This window comes from Elstera sp. (genome assembly GCF_044372965.1).
Taxonomy (GTDB): Bacteria; Pseudomonadota; Alphaproteobacteria; order Elsterales; family Elsteraceae; genus Elstera.
In genome coordinates, this window is sequence record NZ_JBILQX010000070.1 from 1 (window position 1) to 16,295 (window position 16,295).

Here is a 16,295-nt window from a genome sequence, read left to right on the forward strand (position 1 = left end):
CGAACGGCGCGGGCGCGGACTTCAGGAGAAAACTTGTTCGTCGTCTTGCTTGTCATAGACCCTACTTCTCACGAGTTGGGGTCTCCGGCAAACTCGGGGCGGTTCACTCCCCTTGGAGCGTCTGCTCTATAGGCGCATCTATGGCGGCAATAACGAGTTGCAGCAGGTGCTTCTCACCATTGGCCTTACCTTCGTTATCATTGCGCTGGTGAATTATGGCTTCGGGCCGACCATCAAACGTATCCCGCTGCCAGAAATTTTAAGCGGGTCGGTTTCGCTGGGCTCCAAAACCATTCCCATGCACCGGGCCTTTGTGATTGGCCTTGGGGCCGTCACCATCTTGGGGCTATGGGCACTGCTGGAACGAACCAATTTTGGTGTCCGACTGCGGGCCGCCGTCGATAATCCTGCGATGGCCGAAGCTTTGGGCATTCGCACCGAGCGGCTTTATACAGCGGTTTTTGCGCTGTCCACCGGGCTTGCCGCTTTGGGCGGCGTGCTGGGGGCCGAACTTTTACCGCTCGATCCCTATTATGCCATCCGGTACATCGTGCTGTTTCTGGCCGTTGTCGCCGTTGGCGGCGCGGGAAGTATTTTGGGCTCGGTCGTTGCGGCGCTGACCTTGGGAATTCTCGATACGGCGGGGCGCTACCTTGTGCCGAACTTCGGGGAATTCTTTTTCTCGGCGGCCCTCATCCTCATTCTTTTCCGCTGGCCGAACGGCTTCTTCCATAGGAGGGCCGCGTGAGAGGCGATCTGATGCGTTTACCCGCTTTGCTCGAAAATCGCCGCGCCCGCTGGGGCCGCGCGCTTGGAGAACCCACTGTCCTGCCCTTAATGATCGGTGGAGGGATTCTAGCGTATTTTCTGTTCCCGGAGGATTTAGGGCTGCTGACCCGAATTCTCACAATGGCCCTTTATATTCTCTCGCTCGATCTTGTCCTCGGGTATGCCGGAATCGCAACCTTAGGCCACGCCGCCTTGTTTGGCGCGGGGGCCTATGCGGCAGGGATTATGGCGGTCCATTTTGTTCAGGATCCGCTGCTGCTCTTGCTGATCGGCACCGTCGCGGGCGGGCTGGTTGCGCTGATAACCGGCGCGCTGATTCTGCACGCCCACGGGCTTACCCTGCTGATGCTGACAATTGCCGTCGCGCAACTTCTGCAATCGCTTGCGAATAAATGGCGGGAGTTGACGGGCGGAAGCGACGGGCTATCGGGTATCGATCCCAGCCCGGTCCTCGGTCTGTTTCGCTTTGATCTTTACGGGCGCACCTCCTACCTCTTCGCGCTTGTGGTTTTGATCGTGGCGTATGCGATTGCCCGCCGAATCGTGCGCTCGCCTTTTGGGCTTGCTTGCCGGGGCGTGAAGGAAGATCCGTTGCGGATTGCGGCCCTCGGGGGCAATCCGCGCCGGTATTTGATGGTCATGTACACGGTCAGCGGGGCCTTTGCCGGGTTGGCGGGCGCGCTGACCACCGTGACGACGGGGATCGTGGGGCTCGATAGCCTTGGCTTTACCCTATCGGCTGAAGCGGTCGTGATGCTGGTTCTAGGCGGAACGGGCCGTCTCTATGGTGCGGTTATCGGAACGGTGGCGTTTATGACCATCCACCATATTCTTGCCGCGACCGACCCCTTCCACTGGATGCTGTTCATCGGCCTTTTCCTGATTGGGATTGTCTTATTCGCCCCGGGCGGCATTACCGCGCTGAGTGAAAAACTGTTCCAGCGCCTCGCGGGGAGGGGGATATGAGCGAGCTTTTACGCGTCTCAGGGCTGGTCAAAAATTTTGGCGGGCTTGCCGTTTCGTCGAACGTCAATATCAGCCTAAAGGCGGGCGAGCGATGCGCGTTGATCGGGCCAAACGGCGCGGGCAAAACGACCTTCGTTAACCTCGTTACCGGTGTTCTAAAACCTTCGGCGGGGGCGATTTATCTCGACGGGCACGATGTTACCAAGCTGCCGCCGCAAGCCCGGGTGCAGCGGGGACTAATCCGCTCGTTTCAGATCGCGCGCCTGTTTCCGAGCCTCACCGTCCGGGAACATGTGCATCTTGCGCTCCTACAGCGGGGAAAAAAGACGTTCCGCCTCTTTGGCAGCTTGCGCCCCGATGCCGCGACCAAGGCTGAGATTGACGAGCTTTTGGCGGTCATGGGGCTTTCTGCCGTCGCTGAAACCCCAATTTCGGCCCTGGCCTATGGGCTACAGCGCTTGCTGGAAATTGCCCTCGCCCTGGCTTTGAAACCCAAGGTGCTGATTCTCGACGAGCCTGCGGCGGGCGTCCCCCACTCCGAATCCCACCGCATTCTGGATGCGCTTGATCGGCTTCCGGCCGATTTGGCCGTGTTGATGATCGATCATGATATGGACCTTGTGTTCCGGTTTGCCCACCGCATCATCGTCTTGGCCCAAGGCCAAGTGCTCTGCAGTGGAACAGCGGCTGAAATTTCAGCGGATCCAAAGGTTCGAGACGTTTACCTAGGGAGCAGAGCCCGTGAGCGCGCTTAAGGGACATCTTGAGGCCAATGGCCTAACGGCGGGATACGGGCAGACCCGGATTATCGACGGCATCAGCCTTTCCGCCCCCGCCGGAAGCCGGATTGCCCTTCTGGGCCGCAACGGTGTCGGCAAAACAACAACGCTAGCGAGCCTTGTCGGGCAAACCCGGCGGCATGCCGGCACTTTGACCCTGGACGGGATCGATTTAACCGGACTACCAGCCTCGCGGCGGGCCGAACTGGGGCTCGGTTATGTCCCGCAAACCCGCGATATTTTTCGCTCGCTCTCCGTCGAGGAAAATCTCGTCACGGGTCTTAAAGGGCGGCCACGGTCGGCCCTGGACGAAGCTTATACGATGTTCCCCCGCCTTAAAGAGCGGCGACGCAACGGCGGCGGGGCCTTATCGGGCGGGGAGCAGCAAATGCTTTCGGTTGCTCGGGCTCTCCTGGGGCAACCCAGCGTTTTGCTGCTGGATGAGCCGTTGGAGGGCCTCGCGCCCGTTATTTGCGATCAGCTCATGCAGGTGCTGACGACCCTGAAAATGACCATTATTTTGGTCGAACAGCAGGTCGATCGGGCCTTTGATTTTGCCGAACAGGTGATTTTTCTGGAGCGGGGCCGCGTGATGCACCAGGGCGCGGCGGCCGATGTTCGGGCCGATCACGCCCTCACAGAGCGCTTTTTGGGGGTGGATCTGGTTCAACAAACCGGCACAGTCGCTTAGATATCCGTGTCATCTGCCGCGTCGATGCCAACCCGACGCAGGCGAACCAATATATCGCGGAGTAGATCGGCCTCGGCGCTACTCATGACCGCCGCGAATTTCTGCTCGTGGGCTGTGATGCGGGGTTTAAGATCGACCAGCATCGCCTGCCCCGCCCGGGTGAGGTAGAGCGCGTGGGAGCGCCGGTCGGTCGGCGAGGGCCGACGCTCGGCCAAGCCCTGCGCCTCTAACCCATCGAGCAGAGCGACAAAATTGGTCCGCTTAATAGCGATTGCCTTGGCAATACTATTTTGCGTGCAGCCAGGATTGGCGTCGATCAACGTTAAAATCGTGAATTGGACCGGGCCTAAGTCCACGCCCGCAAGGCTTTGGGCAAAATCCCGCGCAATCACCAAATACGCGCGGCGAAGGTTATAGCCAATCAGCGTATCGACAAAAGATGTATCTAGTTCGGGCTCAAGGCGTCTCGACATAAAAGGCAACCACCGCGCTTGTTGTTTAGGGGTAGCAATAGCCCGCGCCCCCCTAAAACGCCATGCGCCTGATTGCCCCGGAGAGCTGTGGTTCAACGTTCAGACAATTGCCGCTTAATTTCCGCTTTTATCAGCTTTCCTGCGCCATTGCGCGGGAGCGCAGGCACAAAGAGAATGGTTTTAGGCAGCTTAAAGCGCGCAATCCGGGTTTCGAGAAAAGCCAGCAACCCTTCAGCCGAAAGCTTAGAGCCTGCTTTTAGAACAACGGACAAATGCCCCACCTCGCCCCAGCGCGCGTCGGGCAGGCCAACAACGGCGCATTCGGCAATATCGGGGTGCGCAATGGCAGCGGCTTCAACTTCCGCCGGAAAGATATTTTCCCCACCGGAAATGAACATGTCCTTCTTACGGTCCACGAGCCAGTGGAACCCTTCCGCATCCGCGCGCGCAATATCGCCGGTGCGAAACCATCCGTCGTCGGTGAAGGCGTGCGCGGTTTCGTCGGGGCGCTGCCAATAGCCTGCGGTAATATTCTCCCCTTTTAGCAGGAGTTCCCCGGCCTCACCCGGCCCACAGTCGTCGCCGCTTACCCCAATAATGCGGGTTTGCAAGCCGGGCATGGCAATGCCTGCCGCCCCTGCCCGCCCGGCGATAATGTCGCGGTCAACCGGCATGCCAAATACGGTGCCCGCCTCGCTCATCCCGAATCCGTCGACAATGGGAATGCCAACATCGAGCCAAGCCTGAATCGCTGGGGCCGGATGGGGGGCACCGCCGGTGAAAATAGCCACCAGATGCCGCAAACGCTCGGGATCAAAGGCCGGTTCGGCGCGCAGCAGGGCCGCCATCTGCGGCACACAAAAATAATGGGTAATCCCCAGCTCGGGATCGGATAGGCGGGCGAGAGTTCGGGCCGGAATGAACCCATCCGAGACAATAAGACGCCCGCCCCTGAGCAAGGCCGGGCGAAGGCTCGTGATTAACCCAATAATATGAAACATCGGGGCGTCGCACAGAAAACTGCTGCGCTGCGTGACCTCACCCAAAACGGAAAAACTGATGGCCGTTTGGTCGATGTTCTTTTCGGAGAGAAGCACCCCCTTCGGGCGGCCCGAGGTTCCCGACGTATAGAGAATCAGCGATGGTAAGGCACGGTCAAACGGCTCCTCCGCCAGGGGCGCAAGGCCATCCGCCTGGGCGGCAAGGACAGCTAAGGGAATACCGCCGTGGGAGGCTGCTAATGTCGTGAGCAACCCATCGCCAACCAACAAGGCCGGGCGGCAATCCTCCAGCAAACTGGTGATTTCGGTAGCCGACAAGCGCCAGTTTAAGGGCACATAGAGCGCCCCAAGCCGGGCACAGGCGTGATGGAGGATCGGTAACCAGGCGTCATTCTTCGCCAGGGCGGCAACGCGGTCCCCTGCGCGGATCCCCTGCGCGGTCAAGGCGGCCGCCCATTGGCCAACGGCCCGGTTCAGCGCCGCATACGTCCAGCTTTGCCCGCGCGTAAGATCTTCTGCTGCAATCGCATCGGGCCGCAGACGCGCGTGCAGCCCAATCGCATCAACCGCCCCAACCATCGATTAGGACTTTTGCTTGGAGAGATCGTAAGACCCAAGCCCAGGCTTATAAGTCTTCTCGTCAATGAACTGGCGGATCCCTTCCTTACGCCCCTCATTATCGTAGGAATTCGCGGCCTCTTGGGCACGAACCAAATAATCTTCGGCGTTTTCGTAGGTCATTTCACCGACACGGCGCACCGCATCTTTCGTGGCCTTCAAGGCGACCGGATTCTTGGCTATTAAGATATTGGCGACCGCCGTAACCCGCTCTTTGAGGTCGGCCAAGGGAACGGCCTCATTCACCAGTTTCCAGGCGGCGGCCTTCTTTCCGTCGATCATTTCGCCCGTGAGGGCATGGTACATGGCGTCACGCATCGTCAGCAAATCGACCACGACTTTCGTCGCCCCGCCGCCCGGAAGAATGCCCCAGTTGATTTCGGATAGGCCGAACTGGGCTTCTTCGGCAGCAAAGGCCAGATCGCACGCGAACAGGGGGCCGTAACCGCCGCCGAAGCACCAACCATTGACCATGGCAATCGTCGGCTTCTGATACCAACGCAGGCGACGCCACCAGCCGTAAGCATCGCGCTGGGCCGCGCGGGTGGCGGCAAGGCCTTTGGCTTCGGTCTCGCGGAAATATTCCTTGAGGTCCATACCGGCGGACCAGGACGAACCTTCACCCGAAAGTACCAGAACGCGCACATCGTCCCGATACTCAAGCTCGTCGAGCACTTCCATCATCCGGCGGTTCAGGGCCGGGTTCATGCAGTTTCGCTTCTCGGGGCGGTTGAAGCGCACCCACGCAATATTGTTTTCAACGTCGAAGGCAACCGGGCTGGTCATGGTGAACCGCTTTCTGAAGAAGAGGAGCTATAATTAGATCGGGTAATGGCCCGGCAGGGTTTCAACCGTGATCCAGCGCAGTTCGGTGAAAGCATCGATTCCGGCTTTACCGCCAAACCGGCCATACCCGCTGGCTTTGACGCCGCCGAACGGCATTTGCGCTTCGTCATGCACCGTGGGGCCATTGATGTGACACATGCCCGACTGAATGCGTTTGGCAACTTTAAGCCCGCGCGCGATGTTGCGGGTAAAAACGGCGGCGGTTAGGCCATATTCGGTATCATTGGCGACGCGAATAGCCTCCTCCTCGCCCGAGACCCGGACAATCGTTGTGACGGGGCCGAAGCTCTCGTCGGCATAAATTCGCATGTCGGGCGTCACGCCATCCAGCACGGCAGCCGACAAGAGCGTTCCAGCCGCCGGGGCGGCCAGATGCAGGGTTGCGCCTTTGGCGGTTGCGTCATCGATTAAGGCTTGAATACCGATCCCTGCGGCGGGGTCGATGATCGATCCCAGCGGCGTGGCACCGACGCGCGGATCCCCCGCCACCAGTGTTTTGGCCTTTTCAACGAATTTGGCGACAAACGCATCGGCAATGCTGGCATCAACGATAATGCGTTCGGTGGACATGCAAATCTGGCCCTGATTGAAGAAAGCGCCAAAAGCGGCGGCCTTCACGGCTTCGTCCAAATCAGCGTCATCCAACACCAAGAGCGGGGCCTTGCCGCCCAATTCCAGCAGAACCGGCTTTAGGTGGACCGCCGCGCGGGCAGCAATGACTTTGCCAACGCGGGTCGAGCCGGTGAAATTAATCCGGCGCACGGCGGGATGATCGATCAACGCCCCAACAATTTCGGCCGCATCCTCGGGGGCGTTGCTGAGGACATTCAGAACGCCGGGCGGCAGGCCTGCGTCGGCAAAAGCCTGCCCGATCAAGCTATGGGTGAGTGGGCAAAGCTCCGAGGCTTTCAAAATTGCGGTATTGCCACAGGCGAGCGCGGTTGCAATGGCCCGGACACCCAGAATAACCGGGGCGTTCCACGGGGCCATCCCCAGGATCACGCCGAGCGGTTGGCGCACCGCAAGCGCCATACAGCCGGGTTTATCGCTTGGGATGATCTCGCCATTGATTTGCGTGGTGAGCGAGGCAGCCTCGCGGATCATATTGGCGGCCAGGGTGACATTGAACATCGCCCAGCCCTTTGTTGCGCCGGTTTCGGACGCCATCGCGGCAACGAAGGCCTCGGCCCGGCCGACTAGGGCCTCAGCGGCTTTCAGGAGCAGCCCGCGGCGGGCGCTTGGCCCCATCTCCGACCAGGCGGGAAAAGCGGCTTCAGCGGCGGCCACGGCGCGCGCAACATCGGCAAGGCTCGCCGCAGCAGCTCGGCTGGCAATTTCGCCGGTGAGTGGATTGCGGCGCTCGAACTCGGCCCCGGTACTCGCCGGAACGGGGTGACCATTGATGAAAAGGGGAACGCTGACCGGAGCTGAGGTGCTCATCCTGTTTTCTCCCAAAACCAAGGCGCTCATTGATGGCGCGGCGTTTATCGTTATTTGTTATGTTATATAACCATTATGATTAATCAACATCTTTTTGGGAGATTGCCCCAGTTTGAGAAAGCTTGCGCGCCACGACGCACACCATGGGGAATTAAAAGCAGAAAGGCCCCCGCGCGCACTAAGGCGCGGGGGTTTTTGTCAAATATTGAACCGATACACTAAAATTTTAGTTGGACGCAGAAAGGCTCTGTTCGAGTTTATTCAGAATATCGTAGCAGGGTAAAACCTTGGCAACGCTCGCGTTTGGCTCGCGGCCTTCGCGGATGGCGGTGATAAACTCGCGGTCTTGAAGTTCGATTCCATTCATCGATACATCGACTTTGGATACATCGATCTTCTCTTCCTTACCATTCACCAAATCATCGTAGCGCGCGATGTAGGTGCCCTGGTCACAAATATAGCGGAAGAAAGTTCCGAGCGGCCCATCGTTATTGAAGGAGAGCGATAGGGTGCACAGCGCCCCGCCCTGGGCCTTCATCTGGATCGACATATCCATCGCAATGCCGAGCGTGGGGTGCGCGGGGCCTTGCAGGGCGTTGGCGGCGACCACGGTTTCGCCGGTTTGATACTGAAAGAGATCAACCGTATGGGCCGCATGGTGCCAGAGCAGATGATCGGTCCAGGAGCGCGGTTGCCCCAGGGCGTTCATATTGGTTCGGCGGAAGAAATAGGTCTGCACGTCCAACTGTTGCAGCGTCAATTCGCCCGCCAGAATGCGCTTATGGATCCATTGGTGCGACGGGTTGAAGCGGCGGGTATGGCCGACCATGCAGACAAGGCCGGTCTGTTTTTGCACCTCCGCCACGGCTTGCGCATCGGCCCAGGAATCGGCGAGGGGAATTTCCACCATCACATGCTTGCCCGCCGCAAGGCACTGTTGGGCTTGCGCCGCATGCATCTGGGTTGGGGTGCAGAGAATGGCGGCATCGATGCCGGGCAGCGCCAAGGCCTCGTCGAGGGTTTCGAGGGCGTGGGGCACGCCATATTTCTGCGCCGTCTCTTGCGTCGCGGCGGGCTCGCGGCCCACCAGGGCCACCACATCAACGCCATCAATCAGCTTCAGCGCGTCCAAATGCTTCTGGCCAAAGGCCCCCGGCCCGGCAAGGATGAGTTTCATCATATCCCTCTTACTATGGCGGTTTAGGCCGGATTTTTTAGAATGAGATGCCCAACGGCGGTGTTCGACGCGGGCACATGGTAGAAGCGGTGCAGCTCTTCGACCGTTTCGGCCAAAGCGCCGCGCATGATGAGCCACATGACAAGCTCGATGCCTTCCGACCCGGCTTCGCGGATATACTCGGCGTGCGGGATGCGCGCGGCGGCCTCGGGGTCGTTCACGAGGAGATCGAGAAAGCGATTATCGAACTCGGCATTGATCAGCCCGGCGCGCGGCCCCTGCAACTGGTGGCTCATGCCGCCCGTGCCCCAGATCTGCACGTTCAGATCTTCGTCGAAGCTCTCAATTGCGGTGCGAATGGCTTTGCCCAGCGCATAGCAGCGCGCGCCGGACGGCGGCGGATATTGCACCACATTGACGGCGAAAGGGATCACCCGGCACGGCCAAGCCTGGGGCTGTCCGAACATGAGGGACAGCGGTACGGTAAGCCCGTGATCCACATCCATCTTATTAATAATGGTCAGATCGAAGTCGCTCTGGATCACCGATTGGGCGATGTGCCAGGCAAGATCGGCATGGCCCTGAACGGTTGGCACCGGGCGCGGCCCCCAGCCTTCGTCGGCAGGTTTGAAGCTATCGGCGCAACCGATAGCAAAGGTCGGGATCATCTCCAGGCTGAAAGCGCTGGCGTGGTCGTTATAAACGAGGAAGACCACATCGGGCTTTTCCTCGGCAATCCAGCGTTTAGAAAAATCGTAACCGCTGAATACTTTAGCCCAGTAAGGCTCGGCGCTGCGGCCATTGTCGAGCGCAGCCCCAATGGCCGGAATATGGGACGTGGTGACGCCGGCGGTGATTTTAGCCATGCTGCTTTTGCTCCAGCAGGTGATCGTTTTTCGGTGAACGCCCGCCCGCCAGCATCATCGCGGCATAATCTTCTTGGCTCATGCCGGTCATCCCGGCGGCGGCCTGCTGGAAGCTTTGGCCATCGGACGAGAAAATCTTAGCGAGGAAATAGATATTGCCGCCGAGCGCAATCATCCGATTAAAGTCGCGCGCCAGCACCGCCAGTTTCTGATCGTCGCTCATCGGCCATTCGTCCAGATAGGCGCGGTTATCGGCCTTGAAGCGGGCGCGATTGTCGGCCTTCATCAGCGACATGCAGAATTGATTGAGGTGATAGCCTTTGCGCGCCTGTTCGGCGTCGAAGATCACCGTACCGGGAATATCGGCATAGGGTTTTGTCGGGGGCATTAGGCGCGCTCCTCGGGCCAGTAGAGCCGCAGGGGGTTGGTGACGAGCAGCGCCTGCTGCAGGTCGGGGGTTGGGGCGATTTTGGGAATGATATCGACCAAATGCCCATCGTCGGGCATATGGGATTTCAGGTTCGGGTGCGGCCAATCGGTGCCCCACAGCACCCGGTCCGGGAAACTTTCGACCAAATGCCGGGCGAAGGGCACCACATCGGCATAGTCCGGCGGGCCGGACCGGCTGAGGCGCTCGGGGCAGGTGACTTTCGACCAAATGCGCGGGTTCTCGCGCATCAGTTTGACGAAGAGGCCAAACTCCGGCCCGTCGACGGGCTTGCTCACATCCGGGCGGCCCATGTGATCGACCACCACAATCGTCGGCAGGCTGGCGATGAAATCGTAAAGCTCGGGCAAATCCGGCGCTTCGAAATAGATCACCACGTGCCAGCCCAAGGGAGCGATGCGCCGGGCGATTTCCAGCAGCTCATCGGGCGGCGTGGTCTCGACCAAGCGCTTGACGAAGTTGAAGCGCACGCCCTTTACCCCGGCGGCATTCATCTCCAGCAATTCGCCGTCGGTCACACTGCGGCGGACGGTGGCGATGCCCTTGGCCGTACCGTTCGAGGCGCGCAGTGCATCGACCACCGCGCGATTATCGGCCCCGTGGCAGGTGGCCTGGACGATCACATTGCGGCTGAAGCCGAGATGATCGCGCAAGGCCCAGAGTTTTTCCTTCGGCGCGTCGCAGGGCGTATATTTCCGCTCCGGCGCGTAAGGAAAAACATCCCCCGGCCCGAAAACATGGCAATGGGCATCGACCGCGCCGGGGGGCAGGCGAAAACTGGGTTTGCTCGGGGCGGGATGAAAGGGCAGCCAATCGGCATCCATTGTGAAAGCGGCCATCGTCAGCGCCCCTGGTTTTTTAGAATGGCATCAAGACGCGGATAGACCCGGCGGGCATTGCCTTCGAACACCTGATGGCGTTGGGCTTCGGTCAGCGGCAGCGCATCGAGATAGCGCTTAGTATCGTCAAAATACTGCCCGGTTTCGGGATCGATCCCGCGCACCGCGCCGACCATTTCCGAGCCGAACAGAATATTCTCAAGATCGATCACCTTGAACAAAAGGTCGATGCCCGGTTGGTGATAAACACAGGTATCGAAGAAGACGTTCTTCATCACATGGTCGCGCAAATGCGGGCGCTTCATCATATCGGCAAGGCCGCGATACCGCCCCCAATGGTAGGGCACGGCCCCGCCGCCGTGCGGAATGACGAACCGAAGCGTCGGGAAATCGCGGAACAAATCGCCTTCGATGAACTGCATGAAGGCGGTCGTATCGGCGTTGATGTAATGGGCGCCGGTCGCATGGAAATTGCAGTTGCACGAGCCCGAGACATGGACCATCGCCGGAACGTCCAGCTCCACCATTTTTTCGTAGAGCGGATACCAGGATCGATCGGTCAGCGGTTTGGAGGTCCAGTGGCCGCCGGAGGGATCGGGGTTCAGGTTGCAGCCGACAAAGCCAAGCTCGGTTACGCAGCGCTCAAGCTCCGCCACCGAATTGGCAATCGGCGCGCCGGGCGACTGCGGCAATTGGCAAACGCCGACGAAATGCGCCGGATACAGATCGACGACCCGCTTAATCAGATCATTGCAGGCGCGCGTCCAGGCTTGGGACACCGCTTCGTCGCCCTCGTGATGCGCCATCGCCGAAGCGCGTGGCGAGAACAGCGTGAGATCGGCCCCGCGCTCGCGCAAAAGCCGCAACTGGTTCTGCTCGACACTCTCACGGATTTCATCGTCGCTGATCGTGGCCGGTTTGGGCGGCGGTTTCGACGGATCGGCAAAAGCGGCAAGCTGGGCCTCGCGGAAACTTTGGTGCGGGCCGGGGGCCGTGGTGTAATGGCCGTGGCAGTCGATAATTATCATTCGGCAGCATCTTTCAGCCCGAACGCCGCATCGGCGCGGATAGCATCGAGCATATCCAACAGGGTTTCGGCCTTATCGGCGTGGGAAAATTGGGGGGCCCAAGCGTGACGCAAAGCACTCGCCGCGCTCATCCAGGCGGGGCCACCCGCTTCGGTGACGGTGCGCGCGACCTCCTGCATTTCCTCCGCCCGGCGGCGGCCATGAACGAGCGAGCGGGAAATCATATAGCGCGCGAGCTTTGGCCAATCCGGCCCCGGCAGCAGATCCCCCAGCGACGCAAGAACGGTCGGCTCGACCCCATAATGACGGGCCGCCAGCAGGGATTCGGTGAGCAGCGCCTCAATGCCCTTAATCATCACACTTCGGCACATTTTGGCAGCGGAGGTTTGCCCGAGGGTCTCAGAGAAAAACGCCACCCCCGAAAAGCCGAGCGCGGCCAACTCCGGCAAGGCCGCCTGTGCAGCGGGGCCGCCCAATAGGATGGGCGAGCCGAGGCGCTTCGGCGGGAAGGGCGACATCACCGCCCCTTCCACATAGACCCCGCCGCGCGCCGCAATCGCCTGCGCCGCCGCCGCCTTCTGCCCTGGGGAGGCCGAGTTGAGGTCGAGATAGCGCGCGCCGGGGGCAATCCCTGCGGCAACCGCTTCCGCCGCCGCCAAGGTTTGCGCCGCCGTAACCGCCGAGACAATGAGATCGGCCCCGGCGACCGCATCCGCCGCCGACGCGGGCAGCGCTATGGCGCGCACCGTGGCAGCTTTCCGCGGGATCGCGGCGGGATCGGCGAACTGCGTATCCCAAACCGTTAGCATGGCCCGGTCTTTCAGATCATCGGCCAGAATCTGGCCGACTTCGCCAAAGCCAATTAGCGCAATCCGGATCATGGCGCGGTCTCCCAGAGCGACGCGGGCACGAAAACCATCCCCTGCATCAACTTGCGCGCCGTGCGTAACAGGGCCGAGCGGGTCACGCGCACGTCGGGTTTCAGCGGATCACCCGACACCTGCGCGACCATATCGACCGAGAAAAAGCCGGTAGGGTGTTCGATATCGAGCACAAGACCCGCTTCCGCCGAAATCGGCCCGGCGATTTCGGCCGCAATCGACCCCGGAATAACGCAGGCGGTCGCAACGCTCACCGCCCCCAACACGCCAATCGCCTCATGCACCCGGTGCGGAATGAAACTGCGCGTCGTCAGCACCCCACCGTTTTGCGCCGGGGCAACGAGCGTCATTTTCGGCACGGTTTTTTTGGCCACATCGCCAAGGTTCATCCGCGGGCCGAGTTTCAGGCGCAAGGCTTCGATGCGGGTTTTGAGCGCGCTATCGGCCTCCAGAACCTCCGGCGCTTCGGTGCCCAACAGACCAAAATCCGCCGCCCGCAGCAGCACAATCGGCATGCCATTGTCGATGCAGGTGACGTCCACGCCATCCACCCTATCGCGCACCGCGCCCGTCGGCAGCAGCGCGCCGCAGGAAGAGCCCGCAACATCGAGAAATTCAAGCGGGATCGGCGCGGCGGTGCCCGGCACCCCATCGATCCGCGCCCCCCCGTCATAGGTAACCTGCCCGCCCGGCGTTGGCACCAGGGCGGTCGCAAAACTCGCGCTATTGACCATCTGAATCCGGACGGGCGTGACATCGCCCGCAACCGGCACCCACCCGGCCTCAATCGCCCAAGGGCCAACCCCCGCCAGGATATTGCCGCAGTTCTGGCTGTCGCTCACCTCGGCCCGATCCACCGCGACCTGAAGAAAGAGATAATCCACATCCGCATCGGGATGGTCCGACCGGCTCAGCACCGCGACCTTACTGGTTAGGGAATGCGCGCCGCCCATGCCATCGATCTGGCGCACGTCGGGCGATCCCATCGCCGCCAATAAAATCTGATTGCGCACCGCAGGGTCGGCAGGCAAATCGGCGGCGTCGAAATAGAGCCCTTTCGAGGTGCCGCCGCGCATCACTGTGCAGGGAATGGCTGTTAGCATTCCGTCGCCTCCTGGTCGCGCGCCGACCGATACACGAGCCCTTTTTCGGCCAAACGCGGACGCATGGCGTAAATGTCCAGCCCAAGCTCGCCCGCCGCCAGTCGCGCGCGGGTTTGCGCCTCCTTCGCTTCGCGCGCTAAGCATTTTTCCAGCACGCTTTCGGCGGAAAGGCGGGTCACGACAACAACCCCATCATCATCGGCGACGATCAAATCGCCCGGATTGACCAAAACCCCGGCGCAGACCATTGGCAGGTTCACATCGCCCAAAGTTTCCTTCACCGTACCTTGGGCAAAAATCGCTTTCGACCAGACCGGGAATTTCATCTCGGTCAGCGTCGCCGTGTCGCGCACGCCCGCCGCCATAATCAGCCCGCGCACGCCGCGCGATTGAAGGGAAACGGCCAGAAGATCGCCAAAATATCCGTCCTCGCAGGGGCTAGTTGGCGTCACCACCAGAATATCGCCGGGTTGGCATTGTTCGACTGCCACATGGATCGTCCAATTATCCCCCGGCGCCACCGTGCACGTCACGGCACTCCCGGCAATATGGGCGGGACGATAGATCGGGCGGAGTCTGGCGTGCATCAGCCCTACCCGGCCTTGCGCCTCGTGAACGGTGGCAACACCGAACGACTGAAAACGATCCACGAGCGGCAGCGCCACACGCGGGCAATCGGTGATAACGGTGGGCATAAGCGTCCGCTCCCTCAATCATTCTCGAAGCGTTGCTTCGTCTTTCTTACGTTAACTTCAACGCCAAACGATCCTTCGACGCGACTCACTTCCCTGCCCTATGGTAGAAATTTTTGTTAGAGCGATGACGGATGGAGAGGGTTCTGTGGATCTAGCAGGGTTCCCAAAGCTAAGAACTTTGCGCGCGGTTGCTGCGGTTGCAAAGTTGGGCAGCACGAGCCATGCCGCCGCCGTGATGCACCTCACCCAGCCCGCCATTAGCCAGGCAATCCGCCGCTTGGAGGCTATGGTGGGGGAGCCTCTCTTTACCCGTGTGCCCACGGGGCTCTATCCGACCGACCTTGGCGCGGGGTTTGCTGACCGGATCAACCGCGCCTTTGCCCATCTAGTTGCCGCCGAACGAGAATTAGGTCCGATTGGAAAAAACGGCTCGGGGCTCACCACGCTTGTAACGATCGTTCATCTCCGCGCGGTGATTCTGACGGTCGAAACCGGTAGCCTAACGCTAGCGGCCGAACGGCTTTCCGTCTCGCAGCCCAGTGTGAACCGCGCCATCCGGGACCTTGAAACCTTGTGGGGCACTCCGCTGTTCGAGCGTACCCCGCGCGGTATGGAGCCGAGCCGCGACGCCATTAACCTTGCCCGTTACGCGGGCCTCGTCCTCGCCGAGCTTCAACAAGCGGTTCAGGAACTCCGTGAGGGGCGCGGGGTTATGGATGGATCGATTGCCATCGGTTGCCTGCCGCTCGCCCGAGCACAAATCTTGCCGCGCGCCGTTCTTGCCGTTTTGCAGGACTATCCAGACGCCCGTATCCGTATCGTCGATGGTCCCTATAACGAACTGTTGCATGAGCTGCGGCGGGGGAACCTTGATCTCATCCTTGGCGCGCTGCGCCTGCCGCCACCCACACCCGATATTGTTCAGGAAGCCCTGTTCAGCGAGCCCCTCGCTATTATCGTTCGGCGCGACCATCCGATTGCGACCCTGCCCCACCCCACGCCCGAAGCCCTGGCGCGGCTCGACTGGATCGTTGCGGCACCCGGTGCGCCCGCCCGCCAGCAGTTTGAGCGCCTCTTTACGCATGCCGGGCTTCCTATTCCGACGCGCCTTATCGAATGCGGTTCATTAATTGCGACCCGCGCGCTGGTTTTAGGGAGCGACCGGGCCGTGTTGCTGTCGGAACGCCAAGTAGGGCATGAAATAGCAACACAGCATTTGATCGCCCTCCCCCTCCCCCTTAAGGGATCGGAACGACCGATCGGAACAACGACACGACTTGGGTGGAAGCCGACGCGACTACAGACCCTGTTTTTGCAGCGGTTACGTCAGAGCCTTTCAAAAACTTGATGGGTCGATTGGCCCCCCTGCCCTTTCGTTTACGGGCTTTCGGTAGTTACCGCGAAAGGCCCGAACTGAAAAGCGCAGCGGGTGCTCCGTGCCAGAGTTGATTGCATGGCGCTATCTGTGACGCAAAGCCCCTGTTCAGCCGCGCGGGAATTCGGCGATCTGTACTGGAAAACTGCCTGTCACCTCCGTGAGTGCGCCCTAGGTCATGTTGACAAACTCCGCACCCACAATCTTGCGGCGATGATGTGAATGAAGCCGAGGTAACTTACGGCTGTTTTGTCGTAGCGTGTTGCCAGGCGGCGCGCGC

Annotated in this window: 17 protein-coding genes and 1 pseudogene; 5 read left to right on the plus strand and 13 right to left on the minus strand. The window is 60.6% G+C overall.

Annotated elements, in window-relative coordinates; genetic code table 11:
* Nucleotides 1–112: 112 nt before the first annotated feature.
* From ACIQ36_RS10520 to ACIQ36_RS10535, 4 genes are read left to right on the plus strand one after another with little or no spacing between them, the layout of a single operon-like run.
* Nucleotides 113–748, plus strand: a complete 636-nt coding sequence (locus ACIQ36_RS10520) for a branched-chain amino acid ABC transporter permease (protein ID WP_395828952.1) — start codon at nucleotides 113–115, stop codon at nucleotides 746–748.
* 11 nt (nucleotides 749–759) lie between these two features.
* Nucleotides 760–1,755: a branched-chain amino acid ABC transporter permease gene (locus tag ACIQ36_RS10525; protein WP_395828954.1), complete on the plus strand. Its 996-nt coding sequence runs from the start codon at nucleotides 760–762 to the stop codon at nucleotides 1,753–1,755.
* A complete protein-coding gene (locus tag ACIQ36_RS10530) occupies nucleotides 1,752–2,510 on the plus strand; it encodes an ABC transporter ATP-binding protein (RefSeq protein ID WP_395828956.1) in 759 nt (252 codons plus the stop codon). The genes ACIQ36_RS10525 and ACIQ36_RS10530 overlap by 4 nt, the downstream gene beginning before the upstream one ends.
* Nucleotides 2,497–3,225, plus strand: coding sequence for an ABC transporter ATP-binding protein (locus ACIQ36_RS10535; RefSeq protein WP_395828958.1), 729 nt, complete (start codon nucleotides 2,497–2,499; stop codon nucleotides 3,223–3,225). The genes ACIQ36_RS10530 and ACIQ36_RS10535 overlap by 14 nt, the downstream gene beginning before the upstream one ends.
* On the opposite strand, the gene ACIQ36_RS10540 is transcribed toward ACIQ36_RS10535, so the two are convergent.
* The 12 genes from ACIQ36_RS10540 to ACIQ36_RS10595 form a co-directional block, all read right to left on the minus strand.
* Nucleotides 3,222–3,698, minus strand: coding sequence for a MarR family winged helix-turn-helix transcriptional regulator (locus ACIQ36_RS10540; RefSeq protein WP_395828959.1), 477 nt, complete (start codon nucleotides 3,696–3,698; stop codon nucleotides 3,222–3,224). The genes ACIQ36_RS10535 and ACIQ36_RS10540 overlap by 4 nt on opposite strands.
* A gap of 92 nt (nucleotides 3,699–3,790) precedes the next feature.
* A complete protein-coding gene (locus ACIQ36_RS10545; protein ID WP_395828961.1) occupies nucleotides 3,791–5,278 on the minus strand; it encodes an AMP-binding protein in 1,488 nt (495 codons plus the stop codon).
* Between the two features lie 3 nt (nucleotides 5,279–5,281).
* The gene (locus tag ACIQ36_RS10550) at nucleotides 5,282–6,103 is read right to left on the minus strand and encodes a p-hydroxycinnamoyl CoA hydratase/lyase (protein WP_395828963.1); all 822 of its coding nucleotides are present in this window, start codon (nucleotides 6,101–6,103) and stop codon (nucleotides 5,282–5,284) included.
* 33 nt (nucleotides 6,104–6,136) lie between these two features.
* Nucleotides 6,137–7,603 (minus strand): aldehyde dehydrogenase, encoded by a 1,467-nt coding sequence (locus ACIQ36_RS10555; RefSeq protein WP_395828965.1) that lies wholly within the window; start codon nucleotides 7,601–7,603, stop codon nucleotides 6,137–6,139.
* A gap of 226 nt (nucleotides 7,604–7,829) precedes the next feature.
* Nucleotides 7,830–8,783 carry a Gfo/Idh/MocA family oxidoreductase gene (locus tag ACIQ36_RS10560; RefSeq protein WP_395828967.1) on the minus strand — a complete coding sequence of 318 codons (954 nt, stop codon included), beginning with the start codon at nucleotides 8,781–8,783 and terminating at the stop codon, nucleotides 7,830–7,832.
* 20 nt (nucleotides 8,784–8,803) lie between these two features.
* Nucleotides 8,804–9,646, minus strand: coding sequence for a class III extradiol dioxygenase subunit beta (locus ACIQ36_RS10565; protein ID WP_395828969.1), 843 nt, complete (start codon nucleotides 9,644–9,646; stop codon nucleotides 8,804–8,806).
* Nucleotides 9,639–10,034: a protocatechuate 4,5-dioxygenase subunit alpha gene (gene ligA, locus ACIQ36_RS10570; protein WP_395828971.1), complete on the minus strand. Its 396-nt coding sequence runs from the start codon at nucleotides 10,032–10,034 to the stop codon at nucleotides 9,639–9,641. Before ligA ends, ACIQ36_RS10565 begins: the two co-directional genes overlap by 8 nt.
* Nucleotides 10,034–10,933 (minus strand): amidohydrolase family protein, encoded by a 900-nt coding sequence (locus ACIQ36_RS10575; RefSeq protein ID WP_395828973.1) that lies wholly within the window; start codon nucleotides 10,931–10,933, stop codon nucleotides 10,034–10,036. Before ACIQ36_RS10575 ends, ligA begins: the two co-directional genes overlap by 1 nt.
* A gap of 2 nt (nucleotides 10,934–10,935) precedes the next feature.
* Complete coding sequence (locus ACIQ36_RS10580; protein ID WP_395828983.1) at nucleotides 10,936–11,958, minus strand: amidohydrolase family protein; 1,023 nt, start codon at nucleotides 11,956–11,958, stop codon at nucleotides 10,936–10,938.
* Entirely contained in the window at nucleotides 11,958–12,842 is an 885-nt protein-coding gene (locus tag ACIQ36_RS10585) for a DUF1932 domain-containing protein (RefSeq protein WP_395828975.1), read from the minus strand. Before ACIQ36_RS10585 ends, ACIQ36_RS10580 begins: the two co-directional genes overlap by 1 nt.
* Nucleotides 12,839–13,945, minus strand: coding sequence for a 4-oxalomesaconate tautomerase (locus ACIQ36_RS10590; protein WP_395828977.1), 1,107 nt, complete (start codon nucleotides 13,943–13,945; stop codon nucleotides 12,839–12,841). The genes ACIQ36_RS10585 and ACIQ36_RS10590 overlap by 4 nt, the downstream gene beginning before the upstream one ends.
* Complete coding sequence (locus ACIQ36_RS10595) at nucleotides 13,939–14,640, minus strand: 4-carboxy-4-hydroxy-2-oxoadipate aldolase/oxaloacetate decarboxylase (protein ID WP_395828979.1); 702 nt, start codon at nucleotides 14,638–14,640, stop codon at nucleotides 13,939–13,941. Before ACIQ36_RS10595 ends, ACIQ36_RS10590 begins: the two co-directional genes overlap by 7 nt.
* Before the next feature lie 145 nt (nucleotides 14,641–14,785).
* Between ACIQ36_RS10595 and ACIQ36_RS10600 the strand changes: the two genes are divergently transcribed.
* On the plus strand, nucleotides 14,786–15,988 hold the full coding sequence (locus ACIQ36_RS10600; RefSeq protein WP_395828981.1) for a LysR family transcriptional regulator: 1,203 nt from the start codon (nucleotides 14,786–14,788) through the stop codon (nucleotides 15,986–15,988).
* 203 nt (nucleotides 15,989–16,191) lie between these two features.
* On the opposite strand, the pseudogene ACIQ36_RS10605 reads toward ACIQ36_RS10600, so the two are convergent.
* Nucleotides 16,192–16,295: pseudogene (locus ACIQ36_RS10605) on the minus strand (IS5/IS1182 family transposase); the annotation flags it as partial.

Excerpts from the sequence above, each read along its gene's own strand:
- ACIQ36_RS10590 (WP_395828977.1), bottom strand. The coding sequence starts at position 13,945 with ATGCTAACAGCCATTCCCTGCACAGTGATGCGCGGCGGCACCTCGAAA.
- ACIQ36_RS10550 (WP_395828963.1), bottom strand. The coding sequence starts at position 6,103 with ATGACCAGCCCGGTTGCCTTCGACGTTGAAAACAATATTGCGTGGGTG.
- ACIQ36_RS10595 (WP_395828979.1), bottom strand. The coding sequence starts at position 14,640 with ATGCCCACCGTTATCACCGATTGCCCGCGTGTGGCGCTGCCGCTCGTG.
- ACIQ36_RS10530 (WP_395828956.1), top strand. The coding sequence starts at position 1,752 with ATGAGCGAGCTTTTACGCGTCTCAGGGCTGGTCAAAAATTTTGGCGGG.
- ACIQ36_RS10545 (WP_395828961.1), bottom strand. The coding sequence starts at position 5,278 with ATGGTTGGGGCGGTTGATGCGATTGGGCTGCACGCGCGTCTGCGGCCC.
- ACIQ36_RS10525 (WP_395828954.1), top strand. The coding sequence starts at position 760 with ATGCGTTTACCCGCTTTGCTCGAAAATCGCCGCGCCCGCTGGGGCCGC.
- ACIQ36_RS10565 (WP_395828969.1), bottom strand. The coding sequence starts at position 9,646 with ATGGCTAAAATCACCGCCGGCGTCACCACGTCCCATATTCCGGCCATT.
- ACIQ36_RS10560 (WP_395828967.1), bottom strand. The coding sequence starts at position 8,783 with ATGATGAAACTCATCCTTGCCGGGCCGGGGGCCTTTGGCCAGAAGCAT.
- ACIQ36_RS10555 (WP_395828965.1), bottom strand. The coding sequence starts at position 7,603 with ATGAGCACCTCAGCTCCGGTCAGCGTTCCCCTTTTCATCAATGGTCAC.
- ACIQ36_RS10540 (WP_395828959.1), bottom strand. The coding sequence starts at position 3,698 with ATGTCGAGACGCCTTGAGCCCGAACTAGATACATCTTTTGTCGATACG.
- ACIQ36_RS10575 (WP_395828973.1), bottom strand. The coding sequence starts at position 10,933 with ATGGCCGCTTTCACAATGGATGCCGATTGGCTGCCCTTTCATCCCGCC.
- ACIQ36_RS10585 (WP_395828975.1), bottom strand. The coding sequence starts at position 12,842 with ATGATCCGGATTGCGCTAATTGGCTTTGGCGAAGTCGGCCAGATTCTG.
- ligA (WP_395828971.1), bottom strand. The coding sequence starts at position 10,034 with ATGCCCCCGACAAAACCCTATGCCGATATTCCCGGTACGGTGATCTTC.